This is a genomic window from Rathayibacter sp. AY1E3, assembly GCF_002932235.1.
Classification (GTDB): Bacteria; Actinomycetota; Actinomycetes; order Actinomycetales; family Microbacteriaceae; genus Rathayibacter.
This window is the reverse complement of record NZ_PSVN01000001.1, coordinates 253,817-266,598: the sequence shown is the minus strand read 5'-3', so window position 1 is coordinate 266,598 and position 12,782 is coordinate 253,817. Positions and strand designations below refer to the sequence as shown.

Below are 12,782 nucleotides of genomic sequence, written 5' to 3'. Positions count from 1 at the left end.
CGGGCGGCACGGTCCGGGCGGCACGACCTCCCTCCCCAGCCGCCTCCTCCTCCCGCTCTCCACCGCACGAGCACCTCCCCGCACCGCCCCTCCCCTGCAGCGTCCACACTCGCTGTCACCGCATCCCCGAAGCCGAGGCCCCCATGTCGTTCACCAGCTCCCCGCTCACCCGCCGCACCGCTCTCGCCGGTCTGCTCACCGCCGCCGCCGTCCCGCTCCTCGCGGGCTGCGTGCAGGGCGAGGGCGGAGGAGGAGCGGCGGCCGCGACCGCCGACGCCGCCTCCGGAGGAACCCGGGGCGGCACGCTCACGCTCGACTTCGCGACGTACAACCCGCTGAGCCTGGTCATCAAGGAGAAGGGCTGGCTCGAGGCCGCCCTCGCCGAGCAGCAGGTCACCGTCGCCTGGGTGCAGTCGGCCGGCTCCAACAAGGCCAACGAGGCCCTGCGCGCCGGAGCGATCGACGTCGGCTCCACCGCCGGCTCGGCCGCACTGCTCGCCCGCTCGAACGGCTCGCCGATCAGGACGATCGACATCTTCTCGCAGCCGGAGTGGTCGGCCCTCGTCGTCCCCGCCGGCTCGGCGATCACGTCGGTCGAGCAGCTCAAGGGCAAGCAGATCGCGGCCACCAAGGGCACCGACCCCTACTTCTTCCTGGTGCAGGCGCTCGAGGCCGCCGGGCTGGGCATCGGCGACGTGACGGTGCAGAACCTGCAGCACGCCGACGGCTGGGCGGCGCTGCAGAACGGCTCCGTCGACGCCTGGGCGGGCCTGGACCCGATCATGGCCGGCGCCGAGGCGGCCGGGGCGACCCTGCTCTACCGCAACGTCGACTTCAACTCCTACGGCCTGCTCAACGCGACCGAGAGCTTCCTCGCCGAGAAGCCGGACCTCGCGCAGACCGTCGTGAACGCGTACGAGCACGCCCGCGCCTGGGCGCTCGAGAACCAGGACGAGACGGCGAGCATCCTCGCCTCCGTCGCCGGCCTCGACGTGGCGGTGGCGACGACGGTCATCACCGAGCGCAGCAACCTCGACGTCGACAACGTCCCCGGCTCCGCGCAGACCGACGTGCTCGCCGTGATCGGCCCGATCTTCGTCGAGAACGGCGACGTCGCCTCGCAGCAGCAGGTCGACGACGCGCTCGACTCGCTGCTCGACGACACCTACGCCTCGGCGGCCGACCCGAGCGCCATCGGCGCCTGAGGGTCCGGCCCTCCGCCCCCGACCCCGTGATCCGAGGAGACCGACGATGACGATCCGCGACGACGACACCGCGACCGACGCCGATGTGCTGCGGCGGAGCGCGCTGTCCGCGCCGATGCCGGGTGAGCCCGGACTCGTGACGGCGGGCCCGTCGGTCGCGGCCTCCCAGCGCCGCCTCCGCGAGGACCGCTCCCACCCGCTCACCACGCGACGGTGGTTCGTGGTCGCGGGAGGCGCGATCCTGCCCGTGCTGCTGCTCGCCGCCTGGCAGATCGCGACGACGACCGGGATGGTCTCGGTGGCGGTCTTCCCCTCGCCCGCGATGGTCTGGGCGGCCGGCGTCGACCTCGCCCAGCGCGGCGACCTCGGCCAGGACGTCGCCATCTCGACGCAGCGCGTGCTCATCGGGTTCGCGCTCGGCTCGGCGCTCGGGCTCGTGGTCGGCGCGCTCTTCGGGCTCTCCCGCGTCTGGGAGGTCGTCCTCGGCCCGACCCTCGGCGCGATCCGGGCGGTCCCGTCGCTGGCCTGGGTCCCGCTGCTGCTGCTCTGGATGGGCATCGGCGAGGAGTCGAAGATCACGCTGATCACGATCGGCGCGTTCTTCCCGGTCTTCACCACGGTGGCCACGGCGCTCGGCCACGTCGACCGGCACCTCGTCGAGGCGGGCCGCGCCTTCGGCCTCTCGGGCGTCCGGCTCTTCACGACGGTGCAGCTGCCCGCGGTGATCCCGTCCGTGATCTCCGGGCTGCGCCTCGCGCTCGCCCAGTCGTGGCTGTTCCTGGTCGCCTCCGAGCTCATCGCCTCCTCGATGGGCCTCGGCTTCCGCCTCATCGACAGCCAGAACAACGGCCGGATCGACCGGGTGTTCCTGGCGATCGTCCTGCTGGCCGTGCTGGGCAAGCTCACCGATGCCGTCGTCGGCGTGTTCCAGCGCTACGCCGTGAGGAAGTGGGCGTGAGCGCCGGGGAGGGAGCTCCGAGCGTGAGCGGGACGATCGCCAACCTGCTCGACGAGCACCGCCGGTTCCCCCCGCCCGCGGCCTTCGCCGCCCAGGCGAACGCGGGCGCGGAGGAGTACTCGCGAGCCGCCGCCGATCCGGTCGCGTTCTGGGAGGAGGCGGCCCGCCGCCTGGAGTGGGCGGAGCCGTGGCACACCGCCCACAGCTGGGAGCCTGCCGCTCCGCTGCCCGACGGCTCGCTCTCGGTGCCGCGCACGGCCTGGTTCGAGGGCGGACGGCTGAACGTGGCCGTCAACTGCGTCGACCGCCACGTGGACGCGGGACGCGGCGGGAAGACCGCCCTCCACTTCGAGGGCGAGCGCGGCGACCGGCGGTCGATCACCTACGCCGAGCTCCACCGCGAGGTCTCCCGCGCCGCTAACGCGCTGACCGCGCTCGGGATCGGTAAGGGCGACCGCGTCGTCGTCTATCTCCCGGTGATCCCCGAGACCATCGTCATCACGCTCGCGATCGCGCGGATCGGAGCGACCCACTCGCTCGTCTTCGGCGGCTTCTCCGCCGAGGCGGTGCGGTTCCGCGTGGAGGACACCGGCGCGAAGCTCCTGGTCACCACGGACGGGCAGTTCCGGCGCGGAGCGGCGGTGCCGGTCAAGGCGAGCGCCGACCGGGCGGTCGAGGGCGTCGCGTCGATCGAGCACGTCCTCGTCGTCCGCCGCACCGGTGAGACCGACGTCCCGTGGACCCCGGGCCGCGACGTCTGGTGGCACGAGCTGGTCGACGCGCAGAGCGACGTCCACGAGGCCGAGGCCTTCGACTCCGAGACGCCGCTGTTCATCATCTACACCTCCGGCACGACCGGGAAGCCCAAGGGGCTGGTGCACACCAGCGGCGGCTACCTCACGCAGGCCTCCTGGACGCACTGGGCGGTGTTCGACGCGAAGCCGGACGACGTGCACTGGTGCACCGCCGACCTCGCCTGGGTCACCGCGCACACCTACGAGATCTACGGACCGCTCTCGAACGGGCTCACCCAGGTGATCTACGAGGGCACCCCGAGCACCCCGCACACGGCCCGGCACTTCGAGATCATCGAGCGGTACGGGGTGACCGTCTACTACACGGCGCCGACGCTGATCCGGACCCTGATGACCTGGTTCCCCGAGGGCGTGCCCGCCCGGTACGACCTGTCGAGCCTGCGCCTGCTCGGCACCGTCGGCGAGTCCATCAACCCCGAGGCCTGGGTCTGGTTCCACGAGGCGATCGGCGGCGGACGCTGCCCGATCGTCGACACCTGGTGGCAGTCCGAGACCGGCGCCGCGGTGATGTGCCCGCTGCCGGGCGTCTCGACCCTCAAGCCGGGCTCGTCGCTCGGAGCCCTGCCCGGGCTCGGCGTCCTCGTGGTGGACGAGCACGGCGAGCGGGTGCCGAACGGCTCCGGCGGCTACCTCGTGGTCGACCGGACCGGGCCGGCGCTCGCCCGCACCGTGTGGGGCGACCCGGAGCGGTACCGCGACTCCTACTGGGCCCGCTACGCGTCCCAGGGGTGGTTCTTCTCCGGGGACGGCGCGAAGTACGACGCCGACGGCGACGTCTGGGTGCTCGGCCGCGTCGACGACGTCATCAACGTCTCCGGGCACCGCCTGTCCACGATCGAGATCGAGTCGGCACTCGTCGCCCATCCGGCCGTCGGCGAGGCCGGAGTCGTCGGAGTCGCCGACGCGACGACCGGCCAGGCCATCGCGGCGTTCGTCATCCCCTCCGACGAGGCCGTCGACCGCGCCGAGGAGGACCCGGCCTACTGGGCCGCGCTCGGCACGACGCTCTCGGCGCTCCTGCGCGACCACGTGGCGGTCGCGATCGGTCCGATCGCCAAGCCGCGCGACGTGGTGGTGGTGCCGGATCTGCCCAAGACCCGCTCCGGCAAGATCATGCGGCGGCTGCTCGGCGACATCCGCGACGGCCGCCCGCTCGGAGACGTGACGAGCCTCCAGGACGACACCGTCCCGGCGCGCATCGCCCGCATCGTCGCCGAGCGCGGGTAGGCGCCGCGCCAGTCGGACGCGGCGGGCGGACCCTGTTTCGGGGAGGCGTCGGGAGCCTGCGCGTCCGCGGCGAGGAGGGGCCGCCGGGGAGCATCCGGAGTAGCGTGAAGCCGTGCGCGACGTCCAACAGCAGATCATCTCCGAGCTCCACGTCTCCCCCGCCGTCGATCCGGCCGTCGAGGTCGAACGGCGCAGCGGATTCCTCGCCGACTACCTCCGCAGCACCGGCGCGAAGGGCCTCGTCCTCGGCATCAGCGGCGGCCAGGACTCGAGCCTCGCCGGGCGCCTCTGCCAGCTCGCGGTCGAGCAGGTCCGCGCGAGCGGCGGCGACGCCTCCTTCATCGCGGTCCGCCTGCCGTACAAGGTGCAGGCCGACGAGGAGGACGCCCAGCTCGCCCTCACGTTCATCCGCCCGGACCGCCAGGTCGTCTTCGACATCCACCAGGGCGTCGACGGCGTGGCCGCAGCATTCGGCGACGCGGTCGACGAGCCGATCAGCGACTTCGTGAAGGGCAACGTGAAGGCGCGGATGCGGATGATCGCGCAGTACGCGATCGCCGGCCAGGCCGGGATGCTCGTCGTCGGGACCGACCACGCGGCCGAGGCGGTCACCGGCTTCTTCACGAAGTACGGCGACGGCGGCGCCGACGTCCTCCCGCTCACCGGCCTCACCAAGCGGCAGGGGCGCTCGCTCCTCGAGCACCTGGACGCACCGGCCCGGCTCTACGAGAAGGCGCCGACGGCGGACCTGCTCGACGACAACCCCGGCCAGACCGACGAGACGAACCTCGGGCTCACCTACGCCGACCTCGACACGTACCTCGAGGGCGGCGAGGTCGACCGGGCCGTCGCCGAGGCGATCGAGGCGCGGTACGCCGCGACCGAGCACAAGCGCCAGGTGCCGCTGTCGATGTTCGACGACTGGTGGCGCTGAGCCGCCGCTGACCGCTTCCAGCGGCCGGCAGCTCAGGACCGCACGGGGCCCCGCTGAGGCGGGGCTCCCGTGCGTCCGGCGCGGAACCGATGCGAGGACCGGACCCGCCGCGGTATCAGGAGTCGGCGCGGGCGTTGTAGACGAGCACCTCGCCGGAGTCGACGGAGGCGCGGTAGGCGCGGAACACGTCGAGGGCCTCGTCGCGGAGCACGCCGTCGACGACCTCGATGCCGCGGGCCTCGAACTGCGCGGCCCAGTCCTCGCGCATCGGCCCTTCGTCGAAGGTGCTGATCTCCTCGAGCTCGGGGCCGGACCCCGCGACGACCAGCCGGCGCACCCCCGACCACATCGTCGCTCCGTAGCACTGCACGCACGGGCGCCAGTTGACGACCAGGTCGTGCGCGGGGAGGCCCTCGCCGCCGAGGTCCCAGGTGCCGAGCGCGGTCTGCGCGAGACCGAGCGCCGTCACCTCGGCGTGGCCGGACGAGACCCCGCTGCCGAGGACGACGTTCACTCCGACCGAGACGAGACGACCGGAGTCGCGCTCGACGACGATCGCCGCGAACGGGCCGCCGTTCCCCTCGCGGAAGTTGCGGTCGGCGAGCGCGTGCACGAGGGCCATCCGGTCCTCGAGGCTCGGGAGGACCTCGGGGACGTCGCGGAGGGCGTCACCGATCCAGGCGGGCAGGGCGATCTCGTAGCGGGTGGCGAGGCGGTCGATGTCCATGGGTCCTCCGGGAGACGGGGCGGGGCTGGGCGGAAACGGATGCGCGGCAGGTGCGGCACGGGTGATGCGCGGGCGGCGGCGGCCGTCGCCCGTCAGCCTCGCAGTGCCGAGCGCCGGAGACGGAATCGGCCCGGCGGGTCGACGCGGAGGTCAGGCGAGGAGGGCCTGGCCGAGCGCCGCGGCCTGCGCCGCCCAGAAGCGCTTCGCCACGCCGGTCCGGCGGAACAGGGCGTCGAAGCCGTGGAAGGCGCCCTCCACGATCTCGAGCCCGCACGGCACTCCGGCCGCGCGCAGGCGCTCGGCGTAGCGGACGTCCTCGTCGTGGAAGAGGTCGAGGCCGCCGACGCCGATCCAGGCCGGCGGGAGGCCCGTGAGGTCGTCGCGGCGGGCGGGGGCGGCGTAGGCCGTGACGCCGGGGCCGCCGGGCTCGCCGCCGAGGTAGGCGGTCCAGCCGAAGCGGTTGCTGCCCGGGGTCCAGACGCGGACGCCGCGCGGAGGAGGACCAGGCCGGGTGACGGTGCGGTCGTCGAGCATCGGGTAGACGAGCAGCTGGAACGCGGGCTGCGCTCCTCCGCGGTCGTGGGCGAGGAGGGTCGCACCCGCGGCGATGCCGCCGCCCGCGCTCGCGCCTCCGACGGCGATGCGCGCCGGGTCGACGCCGCGCTCCTGCGCGTGCTCGACGAGCCAGTCGAACGCGGCCAGCACGTCCTCGACGGCAGCCGGGGCCGGATGCGCGGGCGCGAGGCGGTAGTCGACGGAGACGACCGTGATGCCCAGGGTGCGGGCGAAGTCGATGCAGGACGCCTCGTCCTGGAGGTGGCTGCCGAGCACCATGCCGCCGCCGTGCACCCAGAGGAGCGCGGGAGCGGTACCGCGGAGGATGCGCGGCCGGTAGCTGCGGGCCCGGACGGGAGCGGCTCCGGCGACGGGGATCTCGAGGTCGTCGACCACGATGTCGGGCGGAGCCTCACCTCCCTCGGCGACGCGACGCGTGGCGAGGCGCAGCAGTCGCGGGCCGAGGACGATAGGTGGGAAGAAGCGACCGAGCGCGAGGTCGGGGTGGAAGAGGGGCGCCGTCGTGGCGGTGCGGGCTGACGCGGTCATGCGCGGGAGGCTACTCCTCGCGGCCGTGCCGGCGCCCCTCCGCGGGATTACGGACGCACGAGGGTCTTGATCGCGCGGCGCTCGTCCATGGCGGCGTACGCCTCGGCGATCTCCTCGAGGGGCAGCTCGAGGTCGAAGACCAGACCGGGCTCGATCGCGCCGCTGAGCACGTCCGGCAGCAGCTCGGCCATGTAGCCGCGGACCGGCGCGACTCCGCCGTTGACGCCCACGTTCGAGCCGAACATCTGGCGGACGGGCAGCTCGGGGCCTCCGTTGGGGACGCCGACGTAGCCGACCATGCCGCCGGGGCGGGCGGAGTCGAGGGCCTGCTGCATCGACTCCTTGGTGCCGACGCACTCGAGCACGCAGTCGGCGCCGATCCCGCCGGTCAGCTCGCGGACGCGCGCGACGCCCTCGTCGCCGCGGGTCTCGACGATGTGGGTCGCCCCGAAGCGGCGGGCGAGGTTCTGCCGCGACTCGTGCCGCGACATCGCGATGATCGTGGTCGCGCCGAGGCGCTTGGCCGCCAGGACGGCGCAGAGGCCGACCGCGCCGTCGCCGACGACCGCGACGGTCGAGCCCGCGGTGACACCGGCCGAGACCGCGGCGTGGTGGCCGGTCCCCATCACGTCGGCGAGGGTGAGCAGGCTGGGGATGAGCGCCGGGTCCGGATCGATGCCCACGCGGAAGAGCGTGCCGTCGGCGAGGGGCACGCGCACCTTCTCGCCCTGGGCGCCGTCCGCGAAGCCCTCCTCGCGGACCTCGGCGCCCCACCAGCCGCCGGTGAGGCACGAGGTGGAGACGCCGTTGGCGCAGTTCGCGCAGGTGCCGTCGCAGACGTAGAACGGGGCGATCACGAAGTCGCCGACCGCGACGTCGTGCACGTCGTCGCCGATCTCCTCGACGACGCCGACGAACTCGTGGCCGATGCGGTGCGCCTCCTTGGTGGGCGTGACGCCGCGGTAGGGCCACAGGTCCGAGCCGCAGACGCAGGCCGCGGTGACGCGGACGATCGCGTCGCGCCCCGTCGAGAGCTGCGGGTCGGGGACCTCCTCGAGTCGGATGTCGCGCTCGCCGTGGATGAGTGTTGCTCGCATGGGTGCTCCTGGTCGGGAGGGGGATGGGGTCGGCGTCCACGGTACGCCCGCGACCGGCCGCGGGCGCCGGAGAGGCGGGGGCTTGCACGAACGCGCGCCGACGCGGCCCAGGTGGAGAGCCGGGGCGCGGCCGGGGGCGGTCCGGCGCCGGGCGGGAGGCGTCCTGCCGGAACGGAGGGGCCCCGCAGCAGCCCTGCGCCGCGTCACGGCTGCGCCTCCGCCCAGCCGTCGCGCCCGATCACGACGTGCGCGAGGAACCGCAGGCCGCACGCCTCTGCCCCGTCGGCTATCGCCCGCGTCGCCGCACGGTCGGAGGGGAGCACCACGGCCTCGCCCGCGTGGCTGTGCGCCAGGCCGATGCCCGCCGCGCCGCGCGCCAGCACCTCGGCGAGCACGGCGGCGACGGGGATCTCGGCGTGCGCCGGGGCTCCGTCGGCCAGCGTCAGGACGTCGCGGACGGCTCCGGACTCGGCGAGCGCCACCGCCAGCACGGTCTCGACCGGCCGGGCGGCCAGCAGCGGAGCGACGAGCCCGGCCAGGCCGGCGGCGTCGGTCACCCGGGCGGCGCGCGAGGCGCGGTTCATCCTCCGCCGCAGCTCGAAGGAGGCGACCAGGCGGCAGGCGGCGACCTCGCCGACTCCGCGGTGCCGCATCAGATCGTCCACCCCGGCCCGGGCGACGGCGTCGATGCCACCGAAGCGCGCGAGGAGGCGCTGCGCGACGACGGTCGCGTTGGCGCCGCGGACGCCGGCCCCGATGAGCACGGCGAGGGTCTCGGCGTCGGTGAGCGCTTCCGGTCCGTAGGCGCGGAGGCGCTCCCTCGGCCGCTCCTCGGGAGGGAGGTCGGCCATGCGGGGGCCGGGCGTTTCGAAGGACATGCCGCCGACGATACGGAGCCCGCCGGACGCGCCGCCCGCGGATCCCGCCACTGTGGACGAGTACCGCCCGCGAGCGCCCTGTGGAGGGACCTCCCGTCACCGCCGGCGCGCTCCTTCCCGTCCCCCTAGACGTCGGCGTCGACCGCGACCACCGCGACCTCTGCGGACTCGCGACAGGGGTCGAGCACCCCGGTCAGTCCGACGCGGGCATCCCCGCCGTCACCGACAGGCTCTCGCCGTCCGGCGCCACGTCCACCAGCACCACGTCCCCGTCGCGCACCGTGCCGCCGAGCAGCGCCGTGGCCAGCTGGTCGTCGATCGCCCGCTGCATCAGCCGGCGCAGCGGCCGCGCGCCGTACTGCGGGTCGTAGCCGCGCTCGGCCAGCCACCCGCGGGCCGCGGGCGTCACCGCCAGGTCGAGCCGTCGCTCCGAGAGCCTCCTCGACAGCCGGTCGACGTACAGCGACACGATCTCGCCGAGCTCGGTGCGGTCGAGCGCGTCGAAGATCACGATGTCGTCGAGCCGGTTCACGAACTCGGGCTTGAAGGCCTGGCGCACCATTTGCTGGACCGCCTCCTCCTTCTGCGGCCGTGACAGCGCCGGGTCCACGAGGAACTGCGACCCCAGGTTGGAGGTGAGGATGAGGATCGTGTTGCGGAAGTCGACCGTCCGCCCCTGGCCGTCGGTGAGCCGGCCGTCGTCGAGCACCTGGAGCAGGACGTCGAACACCTCGGGGTGCGCCTTCTCGATCTCGTCGAGGAGCACCACCGAGTACGGGCGGCGGCGGACCGCCTCCGTGAGCTGGCCGCCCTGCTCGTAGCCGATGTAGCCGGGAGGGGCGCCGACCAGCCGCGAGACGGCGAACTTCTCGCCGTACTCCGACATGTCGATGCGGACCATCGCCTTCTCGTCGTCGAAGAGGTGGTCGGCGAGCGCCTTCGCCAGCTCGGTCTTGCCGACGCCGGTCGGCCCGAGGAAGAGGAAGGAGCCGGTCGGCCGGTCGGGGTCGGAGATGCCCGCGCGGGTGCGGCGGACCGCGTCCGCGACGGCCGACACCGCCTCGTCCTGGCCGATCAGTCGGCGGTGCAGCTCGGTCTCGAGGTGCAGCAGCTTCTCGGTCTCGCCCTGCAGGAGGCGCCCGACGGGGATCCCCGTCCAGGCGGCGATCACCGCGGCGATGTCGTCGGCCGTCACCTGCTCGTTGACCATGCGGCCCTCGGCCGGCTCCTCCTCCGCCTCGGCGGCCGCGAGCTCGCGCTCGATCACCGGGATGTCGCCGTAGAGCAGCTTCGACGCGCGCTCGAGCTTCCCCTCGCGCTGCGCCCGCTCGGCGGCGATCCGCAGGGCGTCGAGCCGGTTCTTGAGCTCGCCGACGCGGTTGAGGGAGGCGCGCTCGCGCTCCCAGCGCTCCTGCAGCTCCTCGAGCTGGGCGCCGCGGCGGGCCAGGTCCTCGCGCAGCTTCTCCAGCCGTGCCTTCGAGGCCTCGTCCTTCTCCTTCTTCAGCGCCAGCTCCTCGAGCCTCAGCCGGTCCACGGAGCGGCGCAGCTCGTCGATCTCGACGGGAGCGGAGTCGATCTCCATGCGCAGCCGCGACGCGGCCTCGTCGATCAGGTCGATCGCCTTGTCCGGCAGCTGGCGGGAGGTGATGTAGCGGTTCGAGAGCGACGCGGCGGCGACCAGTGCGGAGTCGGCGATCGCCACCTTGTGGTGCGCCTCGTAGCGCTCCTTCAGCCCGCGGAGGATCGCCACGGTGTCCTCGACGGTCGGCTCGCCGACGAAGACCTGCTGGAAGCGGCGCTCGAGAGCGGCGTCCTTCTCGATGTACTGGCGGTACTCGTCGAGCGTCGTCGCGCCGATCATCCGCAGCTCGCCGCGCGCCAGCATGGGCTTGAGCATGTTCGCGGCCGCCACCGACCCCTCGCCTCCACCCGCGCCCATCAGTGTGTGCAGCTCGTCGATGAAGGTGATGATCCGGCCGTCGGACTCCTCGATCTCCTGGAGCACGGCCTTCAGCCGCTCCTCGAACTCGCCGCGGTACTTCGCTCCGGCGATCAGGGCCGAGAGGTCGAGGCTGACGAGCTGCTTGCCCTTGAGGCTCTCGGCGACGTCGCCCGCGACGATCCGCTGCGCGAGCCCCTCGACGACGGCGGTCTTGCCGACGCCGGGCTCGCCGATGAGGACGGGGTTGTTCTTGGTGCGGCGCGTGAGCACCTGGCTGACGCGCCGGATCTCGGCATCCCTCCCGATCACCGGGTCGAGCTTGCCGCTCGCCGCGATGGCGGTCAGGTTGACGCCGTACTGCTCGAGTGCGGACTTCTCGTCCTGCTGGGGCATCCGACCGGCCTGCATGATGGTGGTCTCCTCCGTAGCTCGAAAGTTGAGTTCGACGGACTCAACTTTACTCCCGCGACGGCTCCGGCGGTCAGGCCGTCAGAAGATCGCTGTCGCGACCCTGGAGCGCCTCGAGCGCGTTCCGGAGGATCGAGCGCAGCCGGAACTCGTCGATCCCGGTCAGCGCCGAGATCTCGGCCTGCGAGAAGCCGCCGGCCGCAGCCAGCAGCAGGAGCTCGCGGTCCGGGCAGTCGAGGGCGAGCAGGCCGCTGCCGAGCGGACGCCGGGCGAGCTCGTGCGCGGACCCGAGGGTCTCGCAGAGGACCTCGAGCACCCAGAGCACGGGCTCCGGCGAGCGGGCGCCCTCGCGGGCGCGGCGCCAGACGGCGGTGAAGACGTCGGTGCAGAGCCGGTCGCGGCCGGCCGGGTCGGCCTGGACCGTGCCGACGCACGCCGAGACGAGGCCGCCGAAGCGGTCGACGAGCTCTCCCAGAGCGGAGGCGTCCCCCGTGGCGGAGCGGGCCAGCAGACGGGCGGCGTCCTGCGTCAGCGGCGGACGCACCCGTCCTCCGGTCACGTCCTCGCCTCCAGCACTCACAGGCCTCAGCGTGTCACCGACTCCGGGACGGCGGGACCAGTTGCGCGGAAGGGGGGTGACAGGTATGGAGCGGATCCGCCACCCGGCATCACAGGCGCGGCCAGCGCGCGCGGGCGAAGCAGAAGAGCCCGTAGGCGATGAGCCCGACGGCGACGAAGCCGAGGAGGAACACGCCCGCCGGCAGCTCCACGAGCGACTTCAGCGCCTCGTCGAGCCCGCCCGCCTGCTCCGGATCATGGGTGACGGCGGCGACGATCAGCAGCACGCCGAGAGCGCCGAGGACCACGCCCTTGGCGACGTAGCCGGCGACGCCGAGCACGGTGACGACGGTGCCCGCCGTACCGCCCGGCTCCGCGACGTTCTCGAGGAACTTCCTGCTCGCTCCGCGGTACACGAAGACGCCGCCGACCGCGAGGACGGCCAGTCCCGCGATCACGAGCAGCACGACTCCGCCCGGCGCCGAGAGCACCTGCGCGCTCGCGCTCTCGGACGACTCGGACGAGCTCGACCCGCCGCCCGTCGCGAACTTCAGCGCCGTCACGCCGAGGGCGCCGTAGACGACGGCCTTGCCCGCCTCCTTCAGCCGGCTGCCCCAGGTCTTCAGGGCGCTCTCGCGCGGGCGGACGAGGAACGCCTCGAGCAGCCCCCAGAGCGCCAGGCCGAAGAGGCCGACCGTGCAGATCCAGAGGATCACCAGACCGCCGGGCTGCGCCGCGAGGGCGCCGAGAGCACCGCTCTGGTCGGCCTCGCCTCCGCCGCCGCGGGCCACGCCGAGGGCGATCACTCCGATCAGGAGGTGGACGAGGCCGTTCGCCGCGAAGCCGCCGCGCGCGAGGGTCCGCACCGCCCGGGAGTCCTGGATGTCGTCGGCGGTGCGCTGTGCGTCGGCGGTGCTCGGAGTGTTCAC

11 protein-coding genes are annotated in these 12,782 nt (G+C 73.6%); 4 read left to right on the top strand and 7 right to left on the bottom strand.

Features of this window, described 5'->3' with window-relative positions; translation table 11 throughout:
- The first annotated feature begins 143 nt into the window (after positions 1-143).
- The 4 genes from C5C53_RS01320 to nadE all read left to right on the top strand — a co-directional run bounded on the left by C5C53_RS01320 (position 144) and on the right by nadE (position 5,139).
- Entirely contained in the window at positions 144-1,205 is a 1,062-nt protein-coding gene (locus C5C53_RS01320) for an aliphatic sulfonate ABC transporter substrate-binding protein (protein ID WP_104266599.1), read from the top strand.
- A gap of 46 nt (positions 1,206-1,251) precedes the next feature.
- Complete coding sequence (locus C5C53_RS01315; RefSeq protein ID WP_244229541.1) at positions 1,252-2,163, top strand: ABC transporter permease; 912 nt, start codon at positions 1,252-1,254, stop codon at positions 2,161-2,163.
- Between the two features lie 23 nt (positions 2,164-2,186).
- The gene (acs, locus tag C5C53_RS01310) at positions 2,187-4,205 is read left to right on the top strand and encodes an acetate--CoA ligase (RefSeq protein WP_104266631.1); all 2,019 of its coding nucleotides are present in this window, start codon (positions 2,187-2,189) and stop codon (positions 4,203-4,205) included.
- A 112-nt stretch (positions 4,206-4,317) separates the two neighbouring features.
- A complete protein-coding gene (nadE, locus tag C5C53_RS01305) occupies positions 4,318-5,139 on the top strand; it encodes an ammonia-dependent NAD(+) synthetase (protein ID WP_104222821.1) in 822 nt (273 codons plus the stop codon).
- Positions 5,140-5,254: 115 nt separating this feature from the next.
- Here nadE and C5C53_RS01300 read toward each other — a convergent pair whose 3' ends face one another.
- From C5C53_RS01300 to C5C53_RS01270, 7 genes are all read right to left on the bottom strand, one after another.
- Complete coding sequence (locus C5C53_RS01300) at positions 5,255-5,866, bottom strand: nucleoside deaminase (RefSeq protein ID WP_181027247.1); 612 nt, start codon at positions 5,864-5,866, stop codon at positions 5,255-5,257.
- A 150-nt stretch (positions 5,867-6,016) separates the two neighbouring features.
- Positions 6,017-6,970 (bottom strand): alpha/beta hydrolase, encoded by a 954-nt coding sequence (locus tag C5C53_RS01295; RefSeq protein WP_104266598.1) that lies wholly within the window; start codon positions 6,968-6,970, stop codon positions 6,017-6,019.
- 47 nt (positions 6,971-7,017) lie between these two features.
- Positions 7,018-8,067 carry a zinc-dependent alcohol dehydrogenase family protein gene (locus C5C53_RS01290; RefSeq protein WP_104222823.1) on the bottom strand — a complete coding sequence of 350 codons (1,050 nt, stop codon included), beginning with the start codon at positions 8,065-8,067 and terminating at the stop codon, positions 7,018-7,020.
- Between the two features lie 203 nt (positions 8,068-8,270).
- Positions 8,271-8,945, bottom strand: coding sequence for a RadC family protein (locus C5C53_RS01285; protein ID WP_104266597.1), 675 nt, complete (start codon positions 8,943-8,945; stop codon positions 8,271-8,273).
- A 193-nt stretch (positions 8,946-9,138) separates the two neighbouring features.
- Positions 9,139-11,280, bottom strand: coding sequence for an ATP-dependent Clp protease ATP-binding subunit (locus C5C53_RS01280; RefSeq protein WP_374952925.1), 2,142 nt, complete (start codon positions 11,278-11,280; stop codon positions 9,139-9,141).
- Between the two features lie 88 nt (positions 11,281-11,368).
- A complete protein-coding gene (locus C5C53_RS01275) occupies positions 11,369-11,854 on the bottom strand; it encodes an RNA polymerase sigma factor (protein ID WP_104266596.1) in 486 nt (161 codons plus the stop codon).
- A 109-nt stretch (positions 11,855-11,963) separates the two neighbouring features.
- On the bottom strand, positions 11,964-12,782 hold the full coding sequence (locus C5C53_RS01270; protein WP_104266595.1) for a DUF1206 domain-containing protein: 819 nt from the start codon (positions 12,780-12,782) through the stop codon (positions 11,964-11,966).

Coding starts and splice junctions, on each gene's coding strand:
- C5C53_RS01320 (WP_104266599.1), top strand. CDS start 144: ATGTCGTTCACCAGCTCCCCGCTCACCCGCCGCACCGCTCTCGCCGGT.
- C5C53_RS01315 (WP_244229541.1), top strand. CDS start 1,252: ATGACGATCCGCGACGACGACACCGCGACCGACGCCGATGTGCTGCGG.
- C5C53_RS01300 (WP_181027247.1), bottom strand. CDS start 5,866: ATGGACATCGACCGCCTCGCCACCCGCTACGAGATCGCCCTGCCCGCC.
- C5C53_RS01295 (WP_104266598.1), bottom strand. CDS start 6,970: ATGACCGCGTCAGCCCGCACCGCCACGACGGCGCCCCTCTTCCACCCC.
- C5C53_RS01290 (WP_104222823.1), bottom strand. CDS start 8,067: ATGCGAGCAACACTCATCCACGGCGAGCGCGACATCCGACTCGAGGAG.
- C5C53_RS01285 (WP_104266597.1), bottom strand. CDS start 8,945: ATGTCCTTCGAAACGCCCGGCCCCCGCATGGCCGACCTCCCTCCCGAG.
- C5C53_RS01280 (WP_374952925.1), bottom strand. CDS start 11,280: ATGCCCCAGCAGGACGAGAAGTCCGCACTCGAGCAGTACGGCGTCAAC.